This window comes from Bacillus sp. 007/AIA-02/001 (assembly GCF_004634455.1).
In the GTDB taxonomy this organism is placed as follows: Bacteria; Bacillota; Bacilli; order Bacillales; family Bacillaceae_G; genus Bacillus_A; species Bacillus_A cereus.
In genome coordinates, this window is sequence record NZ_SEIY01000002.1 from 196848 (window position 1) to 223365 (window position 26518).

The following is a 26518-nucleotide window of genomic DNA, read 5'->3' on the forward strand; positions in this document are numbered from 1 at the left end:
ATCATCTCATATGAAAAAAGTGAATAATCTCATGTGAAAAGAATGAACTTCTGCACTGAGCAGGTTCATTCTTTTTGTTTATACTAAAAGCAGAGAAACCGAAATAGGGGTGAAATGATGAATACATTAGAAATTAAAAATTTAACGAAAAAATTTGGTGATTTCATCGCAGTTGATAATATGTCTTTATCTATTAAAGAAGGAGAAATATTTGGCTTTTTAGGATCGAATGGTGCTGGTAAGAGTACAACGATTAATATGATTGCTGGTTTGTTAAGAAGTAATGAAGGCGAAATTAGCATACTAGGAAAAAATATAAAGAAACATAACCGATTTGCGAAGATGAATATCGGTATCGTTCCGCAAGATATTGCGATTTATGAAGAGTTAACTGCCTATGAAAATGTGAAATTCTTTGCTGGGTTGTACGGATTAAGAGGAGTTGAGCTAAAAGCGAGAGTGGAGGAAGCACTGCAATTTGTGGGGCTTAGCGATAAACATAAAAGTTATCCGAAAAACTTTTCTGGCGGGATGAAACGAAGATTGAATATTGCTTGTGCAATTGCACATAGACCGAAGTTAATTATTATGGATGAACCGACAGTTGGAATTGATCCGCAGTCAAGAAACTATATTCTTCAGTCTGTCCGGAAGTTAAATGAAATGGGAAGCACTATTATTTACACGAGCCACTACATGGAAGAAGTAGAAGAGATTTGTACGAAAATAGCAATTGTAGATCACGGTAAAGTGATTGCAGAAGGTACGAAAGAACAGTTAAAAGCGATTATTACAGATACGAAAGATATTTGGGTTGAAGTGAAGTCAGTGGAAAATTTAGATGTAGAACAGTTAAAAGAGATAAACGGTGTGAAAGCTGTTCAAATTGAAGAGAACGTAATTAAAGTAAACTCGGATGCAGGAGTAAACAATTTAAATAAAATTATTCAGCACTTCATTAATCATGATATTGAAATCCGCTCGTTAGAGGAGCAGGCTCCGAACTTAGAAACAGTATTCCTTACGTTGACTGGACGAAACTTACGCGATAAATAAAATGAAAATGAAGAAAAGGTAAAGGGAGGTTCATCAATTGAACATCTTCAATATTGCAGTTATGCATATTAAAAGAGATTTCAGAGACGTAAGAACTTTAGTTTTTATGTTAGCATTTCCGATTGTTCTTATGCTTGTATTAGGAACAGCGTTAACGAATGCATTTAATAGTGATAGTCAATCGATTAAGGATATACAAGTGCTATATAAAGATGAAGCGAGTAGTACACTTTCTCAATCGTTTGCAGCATTTACGAAAGAAGTTGATAAATCGGGTATTCATTTTAAAAAAGCTTCCGGCAGTATAGATGGGAAAGAAGAAGTGAAGCAAAATAAATATGCTGCTTATGTAGAGTTAAATAAAGATGGTGCAAAATTTTACGGAAGTGACAAAAGTAGTATTGAGGGAAGTATTGTGGAAGGCATGCTTACAACATTTGTTGATAAGTACAATGTAGCGGCCGAAGTTGCAAAAGTTGATCCTACTAAGGTGAGCGCAGTTATTTCAAATGGAAATCATAATGATTATATAAAAGAAACATCTTTACAAGCTGCGAAAAAACCAGGTTCTATGGATTACTATGCGGTTGTAATGACAACGATGATTGCACTGTATGCTGCGATGGGAGCGAGTTCTTTAATTCGAGGAGAACGAATACGTAAAACAGGAGATCGTCTCATTGCTGCACCTATAAGTAAAGCTGAAATATTCATTGGAAAAGTACTTGGTAGCCTAGTAGCAAATGCCCTGTGCATATTACTCGTCATGTTATTTAGTAAATTTGTTTTTCAAGCGAATTGGGGCGACCATCTTGGAATCATATTTCTTATTTTATTAACACAAGTCTTTCTAGCAATTAGCTTCGGTTTAGGAATCGGATATATCACGAAAACAGCTGAAGCGTCTAGGGCAATTATTATGGTTGTTGTGCAATTAGCTTCTATTTTTGGAGGTGCATATTTCGTAGTAGAAGAAAATTTCGTTACGAATTTATCGCCATTAACTTGGGCAAATACAGCTGTTATGAAAATTATTTATGCAAATGATGTAGGGGCAGCACTACCAGTCATTTCTTTAAACATTGGAATTTCAGCACTCTTTTTATTAATTGCAATTATTGCATTACGTAGACGGGAGGGGCTATAGTATGAAGGATATTTTATGGCTCATACAAAAAACGTTATCTGTGCTTTTGAAAAATAAAAAAAGTTTACTAATTATAATTAGCTTGCCGATAATAGGGACGCTCATTTCCTTCTCGATATACGGAAATGCAGGGCAAGGAACGTTAAATATCGGGATTGTAAATAAAGAAAATGAGCCGATAGCAAATGATACGATAAAGTTTTTAGAAGGATTAAATCATGTGAATGTGAGTAAGGTTAAGGAGTCTCAAATAGAAGATAAACTCACTTCCAAAAAACTTGATGGAGTTATTACATTAGATTCTGGTTTTTCAAAAAGTGTTCGAGAAGGGAAACCAGAGCATATTGAAATTTCATCGATTAAAGGTGATCAAGTAACAGGATTTATAAAATCATATTTATATAATTATATTGATAATATAGCAGCTATTAGTAAAGTAGCCGGAACAGATCAAAGCACATTCGACAATATGTACGCAGGGTATCAAAAAAGTTCATTTAAAATGAAAACTGAGACGCTAGAAGATACTTCGAAAAATAAAGATATGACAAATCAAACGATGGGTTACCTTATTATGTTTATGCTGTTTTCAGCAGCGAACTTATCAGGTCATATTTTAAAAGAAAAAGAGAATAGAACGTACTTTAGACTATTATCAACGCCGATAGATGGGAAGAAGTTTATATTATCTAATGTCGGAGTAAATATCATAATACTAACAGTACAAATTTTGATTACAATCCTATTCCTAACGAATGTTTTTCATACGAATATCAATATGCCTTTCATAGTGATGATGGGCGTACTAATGCTATTTGCATTAATCGCAATTGGAATATCATTAGTCCTTGTAGCTTTTTCGAAAAACTCAGCATCGGCAAATGCGATGCAAAATATGATCATTGTACCAACATGCTTACTTGCTGGATGTTATTTCCCATATGACATTATGCCAAGTGCAGTACAAAAAGTAGCTAATTTTCTTCCGCAGCGCTGGTTGTTAGATACGATATCAAAACTACAGCAGGGAATACCATTCTCGGAGTTGTATTTAAATATTTTAATTTTATTCGCTTTCGCAATTGCATTCTTCTTAATTGCTATTTATAAGTTTGGAAGAAATAATGACGCGAGAAATTTTGTTTAATGTGAAAAGGTGTGGCTTAATGCCATACCTTTTTTGTTTGAAACTTAGAGTATCTTTTGTAGTATAGGAATGCTTTTGTAGAGCACTTCGTTATGTGAAGCATGCAAAACATATTTATTTCCCTCTAGAAGAAAAATGCTATGTAGAACAGCGTTACCGTCACCATGTTTTGTAAGTAAATCACCGACGACTTTGCCGTCTGTCCATTTCAGTTTGGAATGTGAAGGGACGACTTGTAAATATTGAGTTGTTTCCTCTCCATCTCCGGCAATGAGTGTCGTTTCAATATTTCTTTTTTGTATAATAAATCTATTTGTATTTAATATATCGAGGAAAGGGTTTTTCGTTTTCATCTTACTATAAGGAAGAAATGTAATAGAAGAGTCGGATTTTATAAATAAATAATTTCCGTAATCTTTACAAGGAATAACATCTTGTAATCCTGGAAAGTAAATGTGTATCGCCTCAACTTTATTCATTTTATGTAAGATGCTTAAGTAACAAATATATTGTTCCATATAAAAATGAACGATATTTATTTTAGAAGAGGCATGGATAGGGAGACTGCCTCCAGTCCAATAACTATAATTTGGTGGAGATCCAGCGTTTGGTGTGCAGAGTATTATAAGTTGATTCACATCATTTTTATATTCGTCACTTTGAACGTAAGAACGTCCAAGAAGGCCGCCCATACTATGACAAATTAAATTTAGTTTATCGCAACCTGTAATCTTTTTAGCATAAGCAATCGTTTGTAATAAATATTTTTGTGTAGAAAGAACAATACGCTGCCGCCAGTCATAAAAACAGATGAACAAGTCTTTATTTCGTTCGTAGCCCATACTTTCTAGCATCATGATGAATGGTTCGTAAACAAATGCAGAAAGTCCAAAATTCCAATTACCAGTGCCGGGAATAATAATATTGCTCATTGAACCGAAAAGACCTGGGATAAAAACAATAGGAGTTTTTCTTTTTCTCATATTCATATCTCCTTTAACTGTTTAGTATCAATAAAAATAAGAAATACATTTCGTATGAAAACATATTTAAATGAAACACTACGAAATAGTAAGGAATATGATTGGAAGGAAACCAAAATGATTAAAAAAATATTAAGAGTTACTTCTATTATTATTGCTATTTTCGTTTTTATTGTAATTTGTATGCATATCGATGTTACCTTAGGTAGGAAAATGGAAGCTGGAAAAAACATGCCGACAGAGTATGCGCCTCATTATAGTGACTTTCAATTATATGTAGAAGGGAAGTCTTTTTATAAACAATTATTTACTGATATAAGAGAAGCCAAAAGCTCCATCTACACTTATTTCTTCATTTTGTCGGATGATAAAAGTAGTCATACTTTTTTAAACTTATTAAAAGAGAAAGCAAAAGAAGGAGTAAACGTCTATTTATCAGTTGATCGCATTAATGATTTATCATTTGAAAGAAAGATGATAAATGAATTGCGGGAAAGTGGTGTGCATTTTACATATAGTAGAAAACCTGCATTGCCATTCGGATTTTATTCACTTCACCATCGTAATCATCGCCGTATTACGACGATTGATGGGGATATTGGCTATACAGGCGGATTTAATATAGGAGATGAGTACTTAGGGAAAGATAAGCGATTTGGATATTGGCGTGATTATCATGTACGGCTTAAAGGAGAAGGAGCAAAAGATTTAGAACAGCAATTCGCTTTAGATTGGAAACGAGATACGAAAGAAGAGATAAAGAGGAGTACGAATAAAGCTAGTAAAGGGAATACATTACATACTATGACTAGTTACAATGGGCATTACGTTGCTGAAAAATATATAGAGCTCATAAAACAAGCTCAGCACTCCATTGTAATTGCAACGCCGTATTTTATAGCAAAAAATAAAGAGTCCATGAATGCTTTAATCGCAGCACAAAAGCGTGGTGTTACAGTAAAAATACTTTGGTCATATAAACCAGATCTACCTCTTATAAAAGAAGCGGCGTATCCATACATACGTCAAGCTGTTAATAATGGGATTACTGTATATGGGTATAAAAAAGGAATGTTCCATGGCAAATTAATGCTTATTGATAATGAATTAACCGTTATTGGTACAACAAACTTTACTTCGCGTAGCTTCAATATAAATGATGAAATGAATTTTTATATTTATGGTGGTCCTATTGTAGGACAAGTTAATAAGGCGTTAACAGAGGATTTTCATGATTCGAAAGAAATGACGAAAGAGTTTTTTGAAAAGTTATCTTTTTGGGAGCGTTGTAAGGAGAAAGTGGCGGGATTGGTTGAGTTCTATTTGTGATGATGGATTAGGAAAGGGTGCCTACAAAAGGCACCCTTTTTGGTGGGAAATCATTATTTTTCATGCACCAGCATCGTAACATCATCATTAATCAACGTCCCCACATGTTCACCTAAACATATTTTTTTCATCACTCCAGGCTCATCAAAGTTAAAGACATGTGCTGGTAAATTATAGTCCCGGGCAAGCAGTAATGCCGCTTGATCCATGACTTGTATATTTTGTCTAACGACATCATTATAGTTTAGTTTGCTGTACATTTTTGCTGATTTGTTATGCTTTGGATCACTTGTAAAAACACCATCGACACCTTGTTTTGCGACTAATATGGCATCACTATTCATTTCAATAGCCCTTTGTACACTTGGATAATCTGTTGTCACGAACGGTTGCCCGTTTCCGCCTCCAAAGATAACGATATAGCCGTTATCTAAATGGTGGACTGCACGTAAGCGAATGTATGGTTCAGCTACTGCATTAAATGGAATGGACGTCATAACGCGTACTTCTCTATTTGTTTTACTTGTTAAAACACCGCGAAGCATTAAGCTGTTAATGATTGTACCTAGTGTACCGATATTATCAGCTTCTACGCGATCAATTCCCCACTCTTCAGCTAGATGCCCCCTAAAAATGTTACCGCCACCGATGACGATGGATACTTCGATACCTAAATCAACAATGGATAAAATTTCGTTTGCGATATGTTCTAATCGTTTGGAGTTAAAGCTATTTCCAGTTTGATCGGCAAGTGCACCGCCGCTTAATTTAATTAAGACACGTTTATATGGCCTCATAACAATTCCCCCTATATAGATCGCAATAAAAAAGGAACAAAGGCGAATGCCTTTGTTCCTTTTTAAGAAAATGAAAAAGAAAAGAAGAAGATAGGACGAATTGCTTTGTATAGTTTTTCATAACATCCACTCCTTTTCATTTTGATTTGTTTTAAGTATATATCTTTTTGATTATACGAAACAATCTGATTACTTATCAAGTTTATTTTATCGTTTTTTAACAAAATGGTGTCAATGAAAAAAAGAAGAAAAATATTTGAATTTTTTGTGACGAACTTGTAGGTTTTTGTATGATTTTGTAGGTTCGCTTATAAGATGTGTGAGTAGCTTTTATAAATTCAAATTGAAAGCGTTCGCATGAAGGGGATGAACATAAATGAAAAAATTCGGATTGGCAACACAAATTTTTGTCGCGCTTGTTTTAGGGATTGTAGTAGGGGCAGTCTTTTATGGCAATAAAACGGCGATTTCTTATATCACACCAATTGGGGATATATTTATTCACTTAATTAAGATGATTGTAGTACCAATTGTTATTTCAGCATTAATTGTTGCAGTAGCTGGTGTAGGAGATATGAAGAAGCTTGGGAAACTGGGTGGTAAGACAATTCTTTATTTCGAAATTATTACGACGATTGCTATTTTAATGGGATTACTTGCAGCGAATATATTCCAACCAGGTACTGGTGTTGATATGAGTAATTTACAGCAAAGTGATATTTCTTCTTATAAACAAACTGCAGATGCAACAGAGAAGAAAGGTTTTGCTGAGACAATTGTTCACATTGTACCGAAAAACGTATTTGAATCGATTGCACAAGGTGACCTATTATCGATTATATTCTTCTCAGTATTATTCGGCTTAGGAGTTGCGGCAATTGGGGAAAAAGGAAAGCCTGTCTTTAACTTTTTTGAAGGCGTACTCGAAGCCATGTTTTGGGTTACAAATCAAGTTATGAAATTTGCACCATTTGGTGTATTCGCATTAATTGCCGTTACGGTTGCAAAATTTGGTGTAGCAACACTACTTCCGCTAGGAAAACTAGTGCTAGCTGTATACGTAACTGTTATACTATTCGTTGTGATTGTATTAGGTATTAATGCACGAATGGTTGGAGTAAACATTTTTACATTAATGAAAATTTTAAAAGAAGAATTGATTCTTTCATTTACGACAGCAAGTTCAGAAGCTGTTTTACCTAATATAATGAGAAAAATGGAAGAGTTCGGTTGTCCAAAGGCAGTTGCCTCTTTCGTAATTCCGACAGGTTATACATTTAACTTGACTGGATCGGCTATTTATCAAGCGTTAGCGGCATTGTTTGTTGCACAAATGTACGGTGTGCACATGTCACTAACGGAGCAAATAACGTTATTATTCGTTCTCATGTTAACATCTAAAGGTATGGCGGGAGTTCCAGGTGCATCGTTCGTTGTTGTATTAGCAACGTTAGGTTCAATGGGGTTACCACTAGAAGGTATCGCATTAATTGCGGGAATTGACCGCATTTTAGATATGATTCGCTCATCTGTCAATGTATTAGGAAATGCATTAGCGGCCATTGTTATGTCGAAGTGGGAAGGCGAATTCGATAATGAGAAAGCAAAACAATATGTAGAAACAGTCAAAGAAACAAAAGCAGCATAAGAAATCGTTAAGGAGTGAATAATCATGGCAACATTAACTGAAGTTAAAAATGGTGTTCGAATTGAAAAAGATTTTTTAGGTGAAAAAGAAGTACCAAACTATGCATACTACGGCGTACAAACAATGCGTGCAGTTGAAAACTTCCCAATTACAGGATACAAAATCCATGAAGGTTTAATTAAAGCGTTCGCAGTTGTAAAAAAAGCAGCAGCGCTTGCGAATACAGATGTAGGAAGATTGGAATTAAACAAGGGCGGTGCGATCGCAGAAGCTGCTCAAGAAATTCTTGATGGAAAATGGCATGATCATTTCATCGTAGATCCAATCCAAGGCGGAGCGGGTACTTCAATGAACATGAATGCAAATGAAGTCATTGCCAATCGTGCTCTTGAATTATTAGGAATGGAAAAGGGAGACTATCATTATATTAGTCCAAATAGCCATGTAAATATGGCCCAATCAACAAATGATGCATTCCCAACGGCGATTCATATCGCGACGTTAAATGCATTAGAAGGCTTATTACAAACGATGGGTTATATGCATGATGTATTTGAATTAAAAGCCGAACAGTTTGACCATGTTATTAAAATGGGTCGTACACATTTACAAGATGCGGTGCCAATTCGCCTTGGACAAGAGTTTAAAGCGTACTCTCGTGTACTTGAACGTGATATGAAACGAATTCAACAATCGCGTCAACATTTATATGAAGTAAATATGGGGGCAACTGCAGTTGGTACAGGCTTAAATGCAGATCCAGAATATATTGAAGCAGTTGTAAAACATTTAGCTGCAATTAGTGAATTACCGCTTGTTGGTGCAGAAGATTTAGTAGATGCGACGCAAAATACGGATGCTTATACTGAAGTATCTGCAGCGCTTAAAGTATGTATGATGAATATGTCTAAAATTGCGAATGACCTTCGCTTAATGGCATCAGGTCCGCGTGTTGGTTTAGCGGAAATTATGTTACCAGCTCGTCAACCAGGTTCATCTATTATGCCAGGGAAAGTAAACCCTGTTATGCCAGAAGTTATTAATCAAATTGCGTTCCAAGTAATAGGTAATGATCATACAATTTGCCTTGCTTCAGAAGCAGGACAATTAGAATTAAACGTGATGGAACCAGTACTTGTTTTCAACTTACTGCAATCGATTAGCATTATGAATAACGGTTTCCGTGCCTTTACAGATAATTGCTTAAAAGGAATTGAAGCGAATGAAGATCGCTTAAAAGAGTATGTTGAGAAAAGTGTAGGAATTATTACAGCCGTGAACCCTCATATCGGTTATGAAGCAGCAGCTCGCGTTGCGAAAGAAGCAATTGCAACAGGCCAATCCGTTCGAGAACTTTGTGTGAAAAATGGTGTATTGTCACAAGAAGACTTAGAGTTAATTCTAGATCCATTCGAAATGACACACCCAGGGATTGCAGGAGCAACTCTTTTAAAGAAAAATTAAAAGAAGAGGGGGACAATCCCCTCTTTTTTGTTTACAATATAGAAATGCTATATATGAATAGAGGTAGGGATGTTATGAGCAAGTTTACAGTAGCTTCTAATGGTGCATTAGAAACAACATTAAGAGGAGCAGAAGTATTATCAACACCACTTTTAAATAAAGGGGTAGCTTTCACACAAAATGAAAGAAAAGAGTTAGGTTTAAAAGGGTTATTACCGCCAGCGGTTTTAACGTTAGAAGAACAGGCACGCCGAGCATACGAACAATTTAGTTCTCAGCCGGATGATTTATTAAAGAATGTATACTTAACTGCGTTACATGATCGAAATGAAGTATTATTTTATCGTATATTAACAGATCATTTACGTGAAATGTTACCGATTGTATATACACCAACTGTCGGTGTAGCAATTCAAAGATATAGTCATGAATATCGTAAACCACGTGGTGTTTATTTATCAATTAACGATCCATCAGGTATCGAAGAAGCATTCACGAATATCGGTGCAACAGCTGAGAACATTGATTTAGTCGTTGTAACAGATGGAGAAGGCATATTAGGAATTGGTGACTGGGGCGTTGGTGGTATTAACATCGCAATCGGAAAATTAGCTGTTTACACTGCTGCAGTTGGAATCGATCCTAGTCGTGTATTACCGGTAATTTTAGATGTAGGTACAAACCGTGAGGAGCTATTAAACAATCCATTTTATATTGGAAATCGTCACCCTCGTATAACAGGTGAAGCTTACGATGAATTTATTGATACGTTTGTACAAGCGGTAAACAAACAATTCCCGAAAGCACTTTTACATTGGGAAGACTTTAGCTCTCGTAACGCACGAAAAATTTTAGATAAATATCGTCATGATGTTTGTACGTTTAATGATGATATTCAAGGTACAGGTGCAGTTTCACTTGCGGCAGTATTATCGGCAGTGAAAGCTTCTGGTGTACCGCTAAGTGAACACCGCGTTGTTGTATTTGGTGCTGGTACGGCTGGAATCGGTATCGCAGATCAAGTTAGAGATGCGATGGTCCGCGTAGGCGTATCTGAAGAAGAATCATATAAGCGTTTCTGGTGTATTGATCGTAACGGGTTAGTTACAGATAATATGGAAGATCTTCTTGATTTCCAAATTCCGTACGCAAGAAAAGAAGCAGAAGTAAGTGAGTGGAAGCAAAATGATGTGATCGGACTTGCTGAAGTTGTGAAACATGTAAAACCGACAATTTTAATTGGCACATCTACTGTTGCAGGTGCATTTAAAGAAGAGATTATTAAAGAAATGGCTTCTCACGTAGAAAGACCAATCATTTTACCAATGTCGAATCCGACGCCACTTGCTGAAGCAAAACCAGCAGATTTAATCGAGTGGACAGAAGGAAGAGCGTTAGTTGCAACAGGAAGTCCATTTGAACCAGTTACATATAACGGTGTAACGTATGTGATTGGACAATCAAATAATGCACTGATTTTCCCAGGGCTTGGTCTTGGAACAATTGTAGTACGAGCAAGCGTCATGACGGATGGAATGTTCGCAGCAGCTGCTGAAGCAGTTGCAAGTATGGTAGATACAAGTCAGCCAGGAGCACCTATTTTACCAGAGGTCGAAGAATTACGTAATATCTCAGAAATGGTTGCAATTGAAGTAGCTAAAGTTGCAGTTGCAGAAGGTGTTGCAAGAGTGAACTTAAGTGATAACGATATCAAGATGGCAGTGAAAGAAGCAATGTGGAAGCCAGAGTATCGCCAAATAAAAGCGGTAGAAAAGGTTAGAATATAGAAAAAAAGCCCGTTTATAACAATAAGCGGGCTTTCGCTTTTACTACTGAAAAAAAGTATAGGAAGTGTCACCTTTGAATTGGAATCAATTATGGAAGAAAGATATGTCCCTTTTAATTATATTAATGGTCGTTGTTCCGATTGCTGGGGAGCTGAACTTTCATCCCTTTAATGATACGTTTCGAGTTAGCTTCGGTACACCGCTATTCTTCTTTTTATTATTATTTTTAAGAAGAGTACCAGCAGGAGTTGCAGGTATTCTTGTTGGTATATCTGTAGTCTTATTCCGAGTATGTCTTGACTGGATCATGCAAGGTTCATTTCATATGACAGAATCATTTTATTTGCGTTATCCTGTGTTCTTCTATTATTTTATTTATGGCAGTTTTTTTTCGCTTTGCAGGGTAAATAAGTTCCATCAGAAACCAATCATTATTGGATGCCTTGGAATTTCAATTGAAATTGTTGCAAGTATGTCAGAACTTGCGTTTTATCACATGTTAGTACTAGGTACAACAATAACGATTTCTGAAGTAAATAAACTCATCATTATTGCTATTTTTCGTAGTTTCTTTGCACTTGGTTTTTTAAATATGATGAATTTATATGAAACGAAATTAAAAGAATCGCAAGTTCGAAAAGAAAATGAAAATATGTTAATGCATCTTTCTAATTTATATGTGGAATCTGTTCATTTGAAAAAGACGTTACAAAATGCGGAGTTAATTACACAAGAAGCATATCAACTATATCGAAATTTACAAGTAAGCGCTGATTCAAGTAGTAAAACAGCATTGAAAATAGCGGGGGAAGTGCATGAAATAAAAAAGGATAATCAAAGGATATTTGCAGGATTATCTAAACTGTTATTAGATAAAAATGTGGCTGAATATGTAGAAGGACATGAGTTAGCAGAAATGATTGTTAGAATAAACGAGAAGTATGCTGAAATGCTAGAAAAGGATATACGTTTTTCTAAACATATAGAAGGTGAACATGCTGCATATCACGTGTATACAGTTCTATCAATTTTTAATAACCTCGCTGCAAATGCAGTTGAAGCAATTGAAGATAAAGGTGTCGTTATTATTAAGCTATATAAAAGAGATCAACATATATTTTTTGAAGTAATTGACGATGGACCTGGTATTGCACAAAAGTATAAGAAATTAGTATTTAAGCCAGGGTTTACTTCCAAGTATGATCAAACGGGAACACCGTCAACTGGTATTGGGCTTTCTTACATAAATGAAATGGTAACAGAGCTAGGCGGAGAAGTGAGATTAGAAGGCCGAGAAAATAAAAGAGGATGTAAGTTTATCGTTTGTTTACCGGAGGGTAGTTTAAAGCGGGAAGGGGAATAGATTTGTTTTATTATATCGTAGACGATGATGAAGTTTTCCGTTCGATGCTTTCGCAAATTATTGAAGATGGAGATCTTGGAGAAGTAATTGGTGAGGCGGATGACGGAGCTTTTATTGAGGCGGATCAACTAAATTTTAAAAAAGTAGATATTTTATTTATTGATTTGTTGATGCCGATGAGGGACGGAATTGAAACAGTTCGTCACATTGCGTCAACTTTCACGGGGAAAATCATTATGATTTCTCAAGTGGAATCGAAGCAGCTTATAGGTGAGGCATATACACTTGGTGTAGAATATTATATTACAAAACCATTGAATAAAATCGAAGTTGTATCGGTTGTACGCAAAGTGATGGAGCGTATTAGATTGGAGCGTTCTATACACGATATTCAAAAATCATTGAATAACGTGTTTCAGTGGGAAAAACCGCAATTGCGTACTGAACCAGTGCAAGAAGGAAAAAAGATAGGGGATTTAGGGCGCTTTTTACTATCAGAACTCGGTATTGCGGGAGAGAATGGAAGTAAAGATTTACTTAGTATGCTGGAATATTTATATGGTCAAGAAAAGACACAGACATTTGAGTTTGGCTTTCCTGCGTTAAAAGAAATTTTCCATCATATTACGATAAGGAAATTAGGGGATTTAGCTTTAGATGCGGATATTGATAAAGAGAAAAAAGCGTCTGAACAAAGAGTACGTCGAGCTATTTATCAGTCGTTAAATCATTTGGCTTCTTTAGGATTAACAGACTTTTCAAATCCAAAATTTGAAAGCTATGCTCCAAAATTTTTCGATTTTACCGTAGTTAGAAAACGGATGACAGAAATGACGAAAGATGAACTCGCATCTTCTGGTCATACGCGAATCAATACGAAGAAGTTTATTCAAGTGTTGTATTTTGAGGCGAAGAGGTTGATGGAGATAGAGTGAAGAAGATGCTTATAAATAAGCATCTTTTTTTGTTAAATCAACATTTTATATTTTCTCGTGGAGCATGTAAAATGTTAAGTAAGAGAAAATGGTTTTATATTAAGGAAGTGTCAAAGCGATGAGTTTCACATTGAATAAATCGATTATTAAAGAAGTGTGCGGAGAGACCTCATATAAAAGAGGTGAAGCCTATTATAAATCAAATAAAGTGATAATAAATCATTATGATGAAAATAAAGAAATTTGTGAGGCGACAGTAAAAGGGAACGAGGAATTCCATGTTACAGTAGAAAAAGCTAAAAAGGGTGATGTTGTTGCAAAATGTAGTTGTCCTTCATTAGCGTCTTTTCAAACGTACTGTCAACATGTTGCAGCAGTATTAATACAAATAAACTATAATCAACAAACAGGTGGAATGAGCTCCGCTAGTAACAGAAATGATCAATTGACAAGTGGTATGTTTCAGCTGTTTGCAGATAAACCACTGAGGCCAAAAAGTAAACAACACCGTTTTGATACACGTGAAATATTAGATATTGAGTTTATATGTACACCAGTTGCTACGAGAAGTGGTGGGGCTCTTCTTGGAATTCAATTGAAACTTGCCAAAGTGTATTTCATAAATCATATTAGAGAATTTCTTTCTAAGGTGGAGAAAAGGGAATCTTTTCATTGTTCAAATGAATTTACATATACACCAGATGTACATAGTTTTAAACAAGAAACGGATGCAATTATTCAGCAGCTCATTAAAATGTATCATAATGAAAAAATGTATGAAGATACGCTAGAAGTACATGCGAAACAAGATGAAAGTATGATATTTATACCGCCAGCTTCGTGGAAGGATATGCTCTCTTCACTTTCTAAAGTTGAATATGTACAGCTGAAACAAAATGAACAACTGTTTCAGGGATTACAAGTTTCAAAAGGTTTGTTGCCGTTACACTTTGAATTTACGAAGGGAAATAATGGCGGATTTACACTTCATATAGATGGTTTAAATCGTGTACAAGTTATGGATATGTATAACAATGCACTTTACGATGGGAAATTATACCACTTACACATTGAAGATTGTATGCGACTTATTGAATTACAAAAGATGATGAGTCGCTCAAATAGTAATCAGTTTTATATTCCAGAAAGTAAGATGGAACATTTCGTCGCGAAAGTTGTACCAGGATTAATGAAGCTCGGAACTGTACACATTGATGAAGTAATATCGGATCGTGTTGAAACACCTTCGCTAAAAGCGAAATTGTATTTAGACCGCGTGAAAAGTCGCTTATTAGCAGGTCTTGAATTTCACTATGGGAACGTCATGATTAATCCGCTAGAAGAGGATGGACAGCCGTCTGTTTTTAATCGTGATGAGAAAAAGGAAAAAGAGATTTTAGACATTATGAGTGAAAGTGCCTTTGCAAAAACAGAAGGCGGTTACTTTATGCATAATGAAGAAGCTGAGTATAACTTTTTATATCACGTCGTGCCAACATTAAAAGGTTTAGTTGATATTTATGCGACGACAGCAATCAAATTGCGAATTAGTAAAGGGGATGCAGTTCCTCTTATTACAGTGAGAAGAAAAGAAAGAATTGATTGGTTGTCATTTCGTTTTGATATAAAAGGAATACCAGAAGCAGAAATTAAAGGTGTATTAGCGGCCCTTGAAGAGAAACGTAAATATTATCGATTGGCGAACGGTTCGTTTTTATCGCTAGAGAGTAAAGAGTTTAATGAAATTAATCAGTTTATAAAAGAATCAGGTATTCGGAAAGAATTTTTACATGGAGAAGAGGTAAATGTTCCACTTATTCGGAGTGTAAAATGGATGAACGGACTTCATGAAGGCAATGTTTTAAGTTTAGATGATTCTGTTCAAGAGTTAGTAGAAAACATTCAAAACCCGAAAAAATTAAAGTTTGCTGTGCCAAATACTTTAAATGCAGAAATGAGAAAGTATCAAGTATATGGGTTCGAATGGATGAAAACACTTGCTCATTACCGTTTTGGCGGTATTTTAGCAGATGATATGGGACTTGGAAAAACGTTGCAAAGCATTGCTTTTATAGATTCTGTTTTGCCTGAGATTCGAGAAAAGAAACTACCTATATTAGTCGTTTCACCATCATCTCTTGTTTATAATTGGTTTAGTGAATTGAAAAAATTCGCCCCGCATATTAGAGCAGTTATTGCAGATGGAAACCAAGCAGAGCGCCGGAAAATTTTGAAAGATATAACGGAATTTGATGTCGTAATTACGTCATATCCATTACTGAGAAGAGATATAAGATTATATGCAAGACCATTTCATACACTATTCCTTGATGAAGCGCAGGCGTTTAAAAACCCTACAACGCAAACGGCAAGAGCTGTGAAAACAATTCAAGCTGAATACCGTTTTGGGCTAACGGGTACACCTGTAGAAAATTCATTAGAAGAGCTATGGTCTATCTTCCATGTCGTCTTCCCAGAATTATTACCAGGAAGAAAAGAGTTCGGTGATTTAAGGCGTGAAGATATAGCGAAGCGAGTGAAACCATTCGTATTAAGACGATTAAAAGGGGACGTATTAAATGAGTTGCCAGAGAAAATAGAGCACTTACAATCATCGGAGTTATTACCCGATCAAAAGAGTCTCTATGCTGCTTATTTAGCGAAGCTAAGGGAAGAAACGTTAAAGCATTTAGACAAAGATACGTTACGTAAAAATAAAATTAGAATTTTAGCTGGTTTAACGAGATTGCGACAAATTTGTTGTCATCCTGCTTTATTTGTTGATGATTACAAAGGAAGTTCAGCTAAATTTGAACAACTGTTAGAGATTTTAGAGGAATGTAGAAGTACAGGGAAGAGAATATTAATTTTTTCTCAATTTACGAAGATGCTTTCCATTATTGGTCGTGAGTTAAATCGACAAGCAATTCCATACTTTTATTTAGACGGGAGTACACCAGCGCAGGAACGTGTAGAGCTGTGCGATCGGTTTAACGAAGGAGAAGGAGATCTATTTCTCATTTCTTTAAAAGCTGGTGGTACCGGACTTAATTTAACTGGTGCAGATACAGTAATATTATACGATTTATGGTGGAATCCAGCTGTTGAACAACAAGCGGCCGATAGAGCGTATCGAATGGGACAAAAAAATACAGTGCAAGTTATAAAGCTAGTAGCTCAGGGAACAATTGAGGAGAAAATGCATGAACTGCAAGAAAGTAAGAAAAATTTAATCGCTGAAGTGATTGAGCCGGGAGAAGGGAAATTGTCCTCAATCACAGAGGAAGAAATTCGAGATATTTTAATGATTTAATATAAAAAAGCTATGCCTTCAAATTTATGAGGGCATAGCTTTTTTGTTGTAATAATTATATTTTGTTTTGTACAAAGTAAAGAAATCAAATGTTATTTAAATTACTTCTTTGTACCTTTACTTTTGTATGGTTTGGCAGCTGCCTTTTTCTTTGCACTTGATTGCCAACGGTTCCATCCTTTACTTCCTGTACCTTGTCCTACACCTTTTTTCGGTTTTGCTTTCGTTTTACTCATATGATCACTCCGTTATATAAAAATCTTATTTGATAATAGTCAATGATTTAGAAAATACTCTTTATAAATGACTATGATTGCTTTAAGTAAAAATAAACTGCTTGAATGCTATAGTATATCATGAAATTGCAAGTAAACTGAAAGGAATTATAAAGAAAATGAAAATAATAAGAAATACTGCGGATTCTATATTCCGAACGATCACATTAATTATTGTGTATACGTTAGTTTCGGTCAGTGAAACATTTTTTGGATTGACGAGGCAGAAAAAGTAAAGATGTTAAATTAACAACAATCAATAAAGCCGTAAAATAAAGAATTGAAAAATATTTTAAAACTTTTTGTTGACTTTCTTTATTTTTTGTATAGAATAATCATTAATAAAATGTTTCAGAGATGTGACAACAAAACGACTATGAAAGGACGAGTAGTAGTAGGACGTAGTTTAAGCGAGTCAGGGGTGGTGTGAGCCTGATACGAAGCCTATTATGAAGAACCTCCTGGAGTTGCTAACCGAAATCCTTTATAGGAAAGTAGACTTAGCCGGGAACTTCGCCGTTACAAGAAGAACAGTATCGAGATATTTCATCTCCGTATTGTATAAGTGAGCAACCTCTGTTGCTAATTTGGGTGGTACCGCGGAACCAAAGCCTTTCGTCCCAGTTTTTTGGGAAAGAAGGGCTTTTTTTGTTGGCTTCTTTTCACAACATCCAAACATTTTAGGAGGAAACCACCATGTATCAATCATTAATGACAGTAAGAGAGACTCAAATTGCAATTAAGGAAGTTAAAACATTTTTCGAGGACCAATTAGCAAAACGCCTTGAACTATTCCGCGTATCTGCACCATTATTCGTAACGAAAAAATCAGGATTAAACGATCACCTAAACGGTGTAGAACGTCCAATTGAATTTGATATGTTACATTCAGGAGAAGAATTAGAAATTGTTCATTCACTAGCGAAATGGAAACGATTTGCATTACATGAATATGGATATGAAGCTGGTGAAGGTTTATATACAAACATGAACGCGATTCGTCGTGATGAAGAACTTGATGCAACGCATTCCATTTACGTTGACCAATGGGATTGGGAAAAAATCGTTCAAAAAGAATGGCGTACTGTCGATTACTTACAAAAAACAGTACAAACAATTTATGGAATATTCAAAGATTTAGAAGATCACTTATTTGAAAAATATCCGTTCCTTGGAAAGTATTTACCGGAAGAAATTGTTTTCGTTACTTCTCAAGAATTAGAAGATAAATATCCAGAATTAACACCGAAAGATCGTGAACATGCAATTGCGAAAGAACATGGTGCAGTCTTCATTATCGGAATTGGTGATGCACTTCGTTCAGGTGAAAAGCACGACGGACGCGCAGCTGATTATGACGATTGGAAATTAAACGGTGACATTTTATTCTGGCACCCAGTACTACAATCTTCATTTGAATTATCATCAATGGGAATTCGTGTTGATAGTAAATCACTTGATGAGCAGTTAACGAAAACTGGTGAAGACTTCAAACGTGAGTATGATTTCCATAAAGGTATACTAGAAGACGTACTACCATTAACAATCGGCGGTGGTATTGGACAATCAAGAATGTGCATGTACTTCTTACGTAAAGCTCATATCGGTGAAGTTCAATCTTCTGTATGGCCTGACGATTTACGTGCAGCTTGTAAAAAAGAAAACATTCATCTGTTTTAATAGAAGTGAGGGAATAGCTTAAATATAGAGCTATTCCCTCTTTTTTATAAAACATTACTTATTTATTACCGAGTTCTTCCGCTAAACCGATTAAAATTCCTTCGACTCCACGAATGTAGCAGAGACGATACGAGTTCTCATACTGAACTACTTCACCAACGAGCTCTGCACCATGCTTAGTGAGTCTCGATACCATTTCGTCAATGTCTTCAACGGTGAACATGACGCGTAGATAACCGAGGGCGTTTACAGGAGCATTTCGGTGATCTGATATAGTAGGTGGGGTGAGAAATCGCGAAAGTTCAATTCGGCTGTGGCCATCTGGAGTGACCATCATAGCGATCTCTACGCACTGAGAACCGAGTCCAGTTACGCGACCAGCCCATTCACCTTCGACATTGGCTCGACCTTCGAGATTCAAGCCAATCTCCTCAAAGAAAGAGATTGCGTTATCAAGGGATTCTACAACGATGCTGACATTGTCCATTCGTAGTAATTTGTTTTTTGCCATAGTCTTATCTCCTTATGTATAAAAGTCTATTATTTAATTATCCTCATAATTATACTACTAAGTAGTTACAAATTCCTTTCAGTCAAAAACACCTTGTCACAGTATAGGAAAATGTGACAAGGTGTTTTTTAATATGTCATATAGCATCGTGTTAACGAACAGCTTTTTATTTAATAGGAAGGTAATACATTAATATGATTTTTTTAGCATTACTAAATATATCAGATTAGCTCATTTGCACTAAAGGCTCAATTTTCGCCATAAATGATTGATGCAGCGCCTCAACGCCTGTTACTAAATGAAGGCGGTCAATAACGACAGACACTTTAATTTCTGATGTACTTACCATTTTAATATGAATATCTTCTTCTTTTAAAGTAGTGAACATATTTGCAGCGACACCTGGGTTAGATACCATGCCAGATCCTACGATTGATACTTTTGCTAAGTGATTTTCATGTTCTACAGATTCATAGTGAAGAGTTTCTTGATTTTGTTCCAAAACTTCTAAAGTTTCTCTTAAATCATTCGAATGAATGGAGAAGGAGAGGTGTACAGTTCCTTCATTTGTAATACTTTGAATGATGATATCCACATTAATGTGTGCTGCTGCTAATGTAGAGAAAACTGTTGAAAGCGAGCCTTGTTCTAATCCTTTAATTGTGACACGTGTAATGTTATCCTCAAATGCAATACCTTTAACGATTGATTGTTGTTCCATGTTACATTCTCCTTTTACAATTGTTCCGTTTTCTTGTTCCATACTTGAGCGAACTTCTAAAACTACATTATGATTTTTAGCAAACTCAACAGCGCGCGGGTGTAATACGCCAGCACCGAGATTAGCAAGCTCTAACATTTCGTCATAAGAAATTTCGTCTAATTTGTAAGCATCTTTTACAACTCGTGGGTCCGTCGTATATACACCTGTCACATCCGTATAAATATCACATTTTTTTGCTTTAAGTGCAGCAGCTAATGCGACAGCAGTCGTATCAGAGCCACCACGGCCAAGCGTTGTAATTTCATTTTCTACACTTATACCTTGGAAACCAGCTACGATAACAATCGTACCTTCAGCAAGATAAGATTGAATACGATCTGTATGAATGTCAGTAATCCGTGCACTACTATGTACAGATTCTGTCGTAATACCTGCTTGCCACCCTGTTAATGAAATTGCATGATAGCCTTTTGCTTGCAGTGCCATTGTTAATAATGAAATAGTTACTTGTTCTCCTGTAGATAGAAGCATATCCATTTCACGTTTACTTGGATTTTCTGTGATAGCGTTAGCGAGTGCGACAAGTTCATCTGTGCTTTTTCCCATTGCTGAAACGACAGAGACAATGCTATGACCTCGTTCATATTCTTCAATAATTAAATTTGCTACATGTTGAATGCGTTCGACGCTTCCGACAGAAGTGCCACCAAATTTTTGAACAATTGTTTCCATTACAAATTCCTTCTTTCGTCTATTTTTAAGAATAGATTAGGAAATATATAAATCCCAATACTCCTGTAGTTACCAGAAAGACAAACAAAAAACACCATCTCAAATAAGTGAGGATGGTGCTGTTACAGGAAAAGGGAAACAGAAAACGGAGCTAATAAAAAAACCGCCAAAAAAGGAATATCATAAAAAAATGATATCTCTTTTTTGTAGATAGCTCTTCATACGTACACGTCTGTACATATGACAGTTCTGTTTCTATTCGAAAACAGCCCCAATTGATAAATGCAGAGAAATTTATCAATTTCGGCAATACTTCCTTTCATCTAAGTTCATAGACATCTCTGTGTCTCCATTAGAATACTCATAAGTATCGCAACCTCTATCTCACGTTTTAGGCGAGAGTGTTTGATTTATGAAGTTGTTGGTAACATTTGTTTTATAATAATTTAAATTTTTCGTGGAATCAAGTGTTTTATATATATTTTAAAAATTCTTTCTTTTTTTGAGGAAGTTTGTGAAAAATGTAGCAAAATAAATTCATTGCATGTACATTAAACTTATAGTGCATAGGAGGTGGGGAGAATGAAAAGGAAACAGCCTATTTATGTTGCGACAAAAATGAACACGACGATGGAAAAATTATGGGAATATACGCAAGAACCAGATATACATACAGAGTGGGATGCTCGCTTTACTGAAATTTCGTATTTAGAGAAAAAAGAAGGAGAACCACAGAAGTTTTTGTATAAAACAAAGATTGGATTTGGGCTTGAAATAGTTGGAGAAGGGGAATCAATAGGTGAAATAAGAAAAGAAACTGGTGAAAGAATTTCTTCTTTAAAATTTTGGACGGATAATACATTATCTCTTATTCAAATAGGACGTGGTTATTGGAAGTATACGCCCAATAAAGAATACATCCATTTTGAGACACAATATGATTATGATACAAGATTTGGTCGTATAGGAAATGTGATAGATTCCTATATTTTTCGTCCGTTATTAGGTTGGGCGACTGCTTGGAGTTTTGATGCCTTAAAATTATGGTTAGAAAAGGGGCTTCATCCTAGGTTACTAATTAGAAGAACAATGACGTATTGGCTCGTATGTTCTTTATTTGCTTTTGTATGGATATATCAAGGGATAGTGCCAAAACTACTGTTTACTCATTCAGAAGAAGTAAAGATGCTTTCTTTATTAATCGGTTCAAATGAAAGTAGTGTATGTATACTTAAAATAATTGGGGGGTTAGAAATAATTTTTGGTGTCGTATGGCTGTTGCCACTAACAAAACGAAAATTATTTATACTGCATATTATTGTATTACTAGTTTTAACGTTAGCGGCAGGATTTACGAATATCGCAAGCTTTACAGGACCGTTTAATCCGATTACATTAAATGTTCTTTTAATGGGGTTATCAATTGTCGGTTATATAAATAGCTTCGATTTGCCAAGTGCAAAAAATTGCAAGAGGACGAGAAAGGGATAATGTATGGCTAATATTTACGAAAGACTATTAGGGGATTCTTATAAAAAACTTCATCCGAAATTACAGAAACGTTATGAGATTACAGAAGAAAATAGCTTTACTGGAGAAGGAAAGATGGATGAAATTTACGGTGGTTCTTTTTTCGTAAAATTCATATTAAAAATTGCATCGAAGTTTCGAATATTTTTCTCTGAGAGAGGTAAGGGAGTGCCATTTACAATACATAATACCGCTGAGCGTGATGAACATGGACATGAACTTGTGCGGTGGAATCGTACTTTTTATTTTCATAATAAGAAAAGATATTTTAATGCGGTAATGAAACTTGATGAAAATGAAATTGTAGATTATTTTGGCGAACCACATTTACTCGTTTCTACACTGCATTTTCATATCGATGAGTTAGGGGCAATGCATATTTCTTCAAAGAAACAATGGTTTTATATGTTTGGAAGAAAAATGCCGTTACCAAAATTTTTGTATGGTGAGGCAAAAATTGTTGAAAGTTATGATGAAACACTTCAGTGTTTTCGAATTCATGTACAAGTACGAAACCCGTTAATTGGTTCACTTTTTTCATATAAGGGAACATTTGTGGAAAGGGAATAAACGATATGAAAAATATAATATTTGGGCTTGCTTGCTATGTTGTTTTTCTAATATGTGAGTGGTCGAATATAAATCCTGTTGAAGCAATTATATTATTATCTGTTTTATTATTTATACCAATGTCATTTTGTATTATTGATAAAAGAAAAAGAGATGGATCGCAATTATTATTTTATAAATCCGTATCATTTTTATATCCAATCGCAGCAATTTGTGCAATGCTAGCTTTCGTCACAAATCAATATGTATTTGCGCTAGTTTGGTTTGTATATACAGGAATTGTTGCGTTATTTGGTGTAAGTAGATTGCTAGAAAGAGGATGGAAGCCGTTAGAAGAGATCGCCATAGATAGTGCGTTTATTTATTTGTTTTTAGGTGGTTTTTGGTTTTCTGCTTCAGTAGCAAAACTTTCAATTATGCATTTTAGCTCTGACATTGTTTTACTCACAGCTGCACATTTTCATTACTCGGCGTTTCTATTGCCATTATCAGCTGGTTTAATAGGGAGAAAAAGAGAAAAGAGAAGTGAAGTGTATGATGTTATTATGTTTATCATCATGATTTCACCTATGACAGTTGCAATAGGAATTACATACTCAAGAATATTTGAATTTTTTGCAGTGTTCCTATATTTATGTGCGATTTATGGGTATGGATTTTACGTTTGGAGAGCAAAATTTAATGCTATCAGTGCAAAGATTCTTCTAATCGTTTCGTCTAGTACACTCATGGTTACAATTATGTTCTCACTTATATATTCATACGGGAATTTGAAGCATGTCTTGACGATTACAATTGCTCAAATGGTTTGGATTCATGGTGTTGTCAACGGAATTGGAGTAGCGTTACCGGCATTTATCGGCTGGGTGATTGAAAAGAGTGTTCCGAATTATAAATACTATGGGAAACCAATGAGTAAGTTAAGAGGAAATGTGGCAATTGGTGAGGCTTATTTATATAGCAGCAATTTAGTAGACAGTAAGGAATACAACGGTTTAGTTGATAAAGTAAATGACTTTCATAGTGAGGCATTTGATGTGACGAAGGTTCCTTTAAGTATTATTCATTTTTATGAAAATACAGTAGAGTATGAATTGCAATCGAATATTAAATGGGCTCGTTGGTTCCGTCCGTTCGCACTTTGCTATGAGAAAATGAGTAAGCGTGTAGAACAAATACATTTAGGAATGGGCGGCAATTGGGAAACGATGCATGGCTCTATCATTAGTGTCATAGATGAGAAAGATGGAAGAGAGAATGTAAGGGCTTGGCTAAGAAAAAATGAAGCAGGTAAATCTATTTTTGTAGCTCTTTATTCAAAGCATACAAATAAGAATGAGACATATATGAATATCGCCTTACCTTTACCTTATTCGAATATGACTGGTATTTTGAAACTATATAATGATAGTCATGATTTAATTATTACTAGTAAGTTAAGAGAAAATGGTCAGGGAGATGAGGGGATTTATTTACATACTCGGTTCTTGACAATCCGTTTACCGTTAGCAGAGACTTTTATTATAAAAGAGCGCACGGATCACATACTAGAAGCTAATCATAGAATGTGGATATTTGGAGTTAAGTTTTTAGAAATTGATTATAAGATTAAGAAAGTACAGGAGAAGTAAGAAAAGCTTGGAGAGATTCCAAGCTTTTTTACGTATGTGTAATTGTTATAGCAACTTGTTTATCTAGCTCATTATCCCAAACACGTTGAATTTCAAAGGTGCCTTTTTCAAAAAATAATGGGAATCTTTCTTTAAACCAATCTTGCATAGGAAGCTTTAGTGCTGTATCGATTGGTATCCATAAGAAAGACTAAGCCCTAAAGAAATTAGGACTTAGTCTTCATTAAATACAAATGTTTGTTTCATTTTTTTACCTTCATTTACCGGATGGCCATTGTAAGAGAAATTCTTTTCTTCCCAAGTGATTACAACTTTAAAATTATGACTATTAAAGTCTAATGGGAATACCATGTAGTCAAAGCTTGTATGACTTTTAGAAATATTTTCATTAGGTGTAGTAGGTTTAAAGGTAGCTTTAGAGGTAGGGTTGTTATCAAGTATTTCCACAGATACGTTTGATACATCATGACCGATGTTTTTTACGAGTAAACTATACGTATCAAATACACCTTGCTTTGGCTGGATTGCTTGCTTGTTTGAGTTATGAGATTTATCAATTTCGACATACCATTGTTTAGACTTTGACGCAATCGGTAGTGACTGAAATGTGTAAGCACTAGCTTGTATTGGTAGTGCTAAGCATAAAAGTGTAAAGAGAGTTAATATTTTTCGTTTCATTTTTTTAGAGCTCCCATTCTTTAATGGATTTACTTGTTATTATCTTCTTTTTACGAGTAAATATACCATATAATGTAAAGTGGCTATAAGAGTAGTGAATCAATATCTTATTCAATACTCTTATAGCCGGCATAATTACGTATGTAGTAAAAAAGAATAAATTTGTTTTTCTATACTTAGATTGCTGCCCTTTTTAAAAGGACTATTTTTACGTTTTAATAAAAAGAATATACTAAGAGTTCAGTATAAATTATTTATTTTAATGTAGTTAAATGTGCTTATATATGTGAAATTAGAGAAGGAAGCTGTGTAGAGATGTTTCTACACAGTTTTTTTAGGATATGAAAAAATTACCAAAAATATGTTAAAATAACATTGTCATACAACAAGGGGGATTTGTTTTATGGAAAATGGACATCTTGCTAAAGTAGACTTAACGAAAAAAATTGAATCAAAATCTAAGTACAATAAGAAATTAGAAAAATATCAAAGGCGCTTATTAGCATTACAGCAAATTTTGAAAGAAGAAAAAATCGCGGTTATGCTTGTTATGGAAGGATGGGATGCGGCTGGTAAAGGTGGGGCAATTAAGCGGGTGACGGAACATCTTGACCCGCGTGGGTTCCAAGTAAATCCAATTGGAGCGCCTGCACCTCATGAGAAACGTTACCATTATTTGCAACGTTTCTGGCGCAAAATTCCACAGTACGGGCAAATCACCATTTTTGATCGCTCATGGTACGGTCGTGTGTTAGTTGAGCGTGTTGAAGGATTTGCTACAAAGGAAGAGTGGATGAGAGCATATGATGAGATTAATGATTTTGAAAAACTACTAACAGATGACCATTACATAATAGGGAAGTTCTTCTACCATATAAGTAAAGAGGAACAGTTAAAGAGATTCAAAGATAGAGAGAAAAATCCTTTGAAAAGATGGAAAATTACAGACGAAGATTGGCGTAATCGTGAAAAATGGGATGAGTATGTTGAAGCAATGGAAGACATGTTTGAAAAAACAAGTAAGCCAAATGCAAAGTGGCATATTATTGAAAGTAACGATAAATTGTATGCTCGTGTGAAAACGTTAAAAATTATTATTTCATTCATTGAGGATTATTTCTTAGAACATGGTATAGAATTGCCTTCTTATTATTATGAAATGAAAGAGGATATTGAAGTTTTGCAAGGTGTAGGTGTTAAAGAGTAAATAAGAAAATG

The 26518-nt window shown here is 35.1% G+C and carries 21 protein-coding genes, 1 pseudogene, 1 riboswitch and 1 other annotated feature; of the genes and pseudogenes, 15 read left to right on the forward strand and 7 right to left on the reverse strand.

All coding sequences use genetic code 11. The features are described from left to right. Nucleotides 1–117: 117 nt before the first annotated feature. The 3 genes from ES895_RS06520 to ES895_RS06530 are packed head-to-tail and all read left to right on the forward strand — an operon-like array spanning nt 118 to nt 3350. Nucleotides 118–1056, forward strand: coding sequence for an ABC transporter ATP-binding protein (locus ES895_RS06520; protein ID WP_001093831.1), 939 nt, complete (start codon nt 118–120; stop codon nt 1054–1056). A gap of 37 nt (nt 1057–1093) precedes the next feature. Beyond that, nucleotides 1094–2203: an ABC transporter permease gene (locus ES895_RS06525; protein WP_135238212.1), complete on the forward strand. Its 1110-nt coding sequence runs from the start codon at nt 1094–1096 to the stop codon at nt 2201–2203. A gap of 1 nt (nt 2204) precedes the next feature. Further along, a complete protein-coding gene (locus ES895_RS06530; protein WP_000651885.1) occupies nt 2205–3350 on the forward strand; it encodes an ABC transporter permease in 1146 nt (381 codons plus the stop codon). Nucleotides 3351–3394: 44 nt separating this feature from the next. Here ES895_RS06530 and ES895_RS06535 read toward each other — a convergent pair whose 3' ends face one another. Next, nucleotides 3395–4333: an esterase/lipase family protein gene (locus tag ES895_RS06535; RefSeq protein ID WP_135238213.1), complete on the reverse strand. Its 939-nt coding sequence runs from the start codon at nt 4331–4333 to the stop codon at nt 3395–3397. A gap of 117 nt (nt 4334–4450) precedes the next feature. Here ES895_RS06535 and cls point away from each other — a divergent pair, with 117 nt between their 5' ends. Next, nucleotides 4451–5662, forward strand: coding sequence for a cardiolipin synthase (gene cls, locus ES895_RS06540; RefSeq protein ID WP_053514234.1), 1212 nt, complete (start codon nt 4451–4453; stop codon nt 5660–5662). Nucleotides 5663–5715: 53 nt separating this feature from the next. Here cls and pyrH read toward each other — a convergent pair whose 3' ends face one another. Then, nucleotides 5716–6459, reverse strand: coding sequence for a UMP kinase (gene pyrH, locus ES895_RS06545; protein ID WP_001248059.1), 744 nt, complete (start codon nt 6457–6459; stop codon nt 5716–5718). 376 nt (nt 6460–6835) lie between these two features. On the opposite strand from pyrH, the gene ES895_RS06550 reads away from it, so the two are divergent. From ES895_RS06550 to ES895_RS06575, 6 genes are all read left to right on the forward strand, one after another. Then, entirely contained in the window at nt 6836–8107 is a 1272-nt protein-coding gene (locus ES895_RS06550) for a cation:dicarboxylate symporter family transporter (RefSeq protein ID WP_135238214.1), read from the forward strand. Between the two features lie 24 nt (nt 8108–8131). Beyond that, nucleotides 8132–9571 (forward strand): aspartate ammonia-lyase, encoded by a 1440-nt coding sequence (gene aspA, locus ES895_RS06555; protein ID WP_000224190.1) that lies wholly within the window; start codon nt 8132–8134, stop codon nt 9569–9571. A 74-nt stretch (nt 9572–9645) separates the two neighbouring features. Continuing rightward, nucleotides 9646–11358 carry an oxaloacetate-decarboxylating malate dehydrogenase gene (malS, locus tag ES895_RS06560; protein WP_002098584.1) on the forward strand — a complete coding sequence of 571 codons (1713 nt, stop codon included), beginning with the start codon at nt 9646–9648 and terminating at the stop codon, nt 11356–11358. Nucleotides 11359–11422: 64 nt separating this feature from the next. Then, nucleotides 11423–12721: a sensor histidine kinase gene (locus ES895_RS06565; protein ID WP_002195356.1), complete on the forward strand. Its 1299-nt coding sequence runs from the start codon at nt 11423–11425 to the stop codon at nt 12719–12721. A 2-nt stretch (nt 12722–12723) separates the two neighbouring features. Then, nucleotides 12724–13656 (forward strand): response regulator, encoded by a 933-nt coding sequence (locus tag ES895_RS06570; RefSeq protein WP_135238215.1) that lies wholly within the window; start codon nt 12724–12726, stop codon nt 13654–13656. Nucleotides 13657–13774: 118 nt separating this feature from the next. Beyond that, complete coding sequence (locus ES895_RS06575; protein ID WP_000011065.1) at nt 13775–16969, forward strand: DEAD/DEAH box helicase; 3195 nt, start codon at nt 13775–13777, stop codon at nt 16967–16969. A gap of 101 nt (nt 16970–17070) precedes the next feature. Here the strand turns inward: ES895_RS06575 and ES895_RS06580 are convergent, their stop codons facing one another. Next, the gene (locus ES895_RS06580) at nt 17071–17205 is read right to left on the reverse strand and encodes a DUF3934 domain-containing protein (RefSeq protein WP_000047588.1); all 135 of its coding nucleotides are present in this window, start codon (nt 17203–17205) and stop codon (nt 17071–17073) included. Between the two features lie 406 nt (nt 17206–17611). Continuing rightward, nucleotides 17612–17870: a binding site (T-box leader), on the forward strand. 70 nt (nt 17871–17940) lie between these two features. Here ES895_RS06580 and asnA point away from each other — a divergent pair. Next, nucleotides 17941–18924, forward strand: coding sequence for an aspartate--ammonia ligase (gene asnA / locus ES895_RS06590; RefSeq protein WP_000284914.1), 984 nt, complete (start codon nt 17941–17943; stop codon nt 18922–18924). A gap of 58 nt (nt 18925–18982) precedes the next feature. Here the strand turns inward: asnA and ES895_RS06595 are convergent, their stop codons facing one another. Both ES895_RS06595 and ES895_RS06600 read right to left on the reverse strand, forming a co-directional pair. Then, a complete protein-coding gene (locus ES895_RS06595; RefSeq protein ID WP_001107260.1) occupies nt 18983–19435 on the reverse strand; it encodes a VOC family protein in 453 nt (150 codons plus the stop codon). Between the two features lie 226 nt (nt 19436–19661). Next, nucleotides 19662–20891 carry an aspartate kinase gene (locus tag ES895_RS06600; protein WP_000448032.1) on the reverse strand — a complete coding sequence of 410 codons (1230 nt, stop codon included), beginning with the start codon at nt 20889–20891 and terminating at the stop codon, nt 19662–19664. A 203-nt stretch (nt 20892–21094) separates the two neighbouring features. After that, nucleotides 21095–21281, reverse strand: a riboswitch (Lysine riboswitch). A 192-nt stretch (nt 21282–21473) separates the two neighbouring features. Here ES895_RS06600 and ES895_RS06610 point away from each other — a divergent pair. The 3 genes from ES895_RS06610 to ES895_RS06620 are packed head-to-tail and all read left to right on the forward strand — an operon-like array spanning nt 21474 to nt 24622. Continuing rightward, nucleotides 21474–22382 (forward strand): DoxX-like family protein, encoded by a 909-nt coding sequence (locus ES895_RS06610; protein ID WP_000823949.1) that lies wholly within the window; start codon nt 21474–21476, stop codon nt 22380–22382. A 3-nt stretch (nt 22383–22385) separates the two neighbouring features. Next, nucleotides 22386–22991 carry a DUF4166 domain-containing protein gene (locus ES895_RS06615; protein ID WP_087968088.1) on the forward strand — a complete coding sequence of 202 codons (606 nt, stop codon included), beginning with the start codon at nt 22386–22388 and terminating at the stop codon, nt 22989–22991. Between the two features lie 5 nt (nt 22992–22996). Continuing rightward, nucleotides 22997–24622 (forward strand): YndJ family protein, encoded by a 1626-nt coding sequence (locus tag ES895_RS06620; protein ID WP_070757097.1) that lies wholly within the window; start codon nt 22997–22999, stop codon nt 24620–24622. A gap of 28 nt (nt 24623–24650) precedes the next feature. On the opposite strand, the pseudogene ES895_RS06625 reads toward ES895_RS06620, so the two are convergent. Both ES895_RS06625 and ES895_RS06630 read right to left on the reverse strand, forming a co-directional pair. Continuing rightward, nucleotides 24651–24806 (reverse strand): annotated as a pseudogene (locus ES895_RS06625) (DNA mismatch repair protein MutT); the annotation flags it as partial. Nucleotides 24807–24835: 29 nt separating this feature from the next. Continuing rightward, nucleotides 24836–25300 (reverse strand): hypothetical protein, encoded by a 465-nt coding sequence (locus ES895_RS06630; protein ID WP_000823343.1) that lies wholly within the window; start codon nt 25298–25300, stop codon nt 24836–24838. Nucleotides 25301–25703: 403 nt separating this feature from the next. Between ES895_RS06630 and ES895_RS06635 the strand changes: the two genes are divergently transcribed. Next, nucleotides 25704–26507 carry a polyphosphate kinase 2 family protein gene (locus ES895_RS06635; RefSeq protein ID WP_000427320.1) on the forward strand — a complete coding sequence of 268 codons (804 nt, stop codon included), beginning with the start codon at nt 25704–25706 and terminating at the stop codon, nt 26505–26507. Nucleotides 26508–26518: the final 11 nt, after the last annotated feature.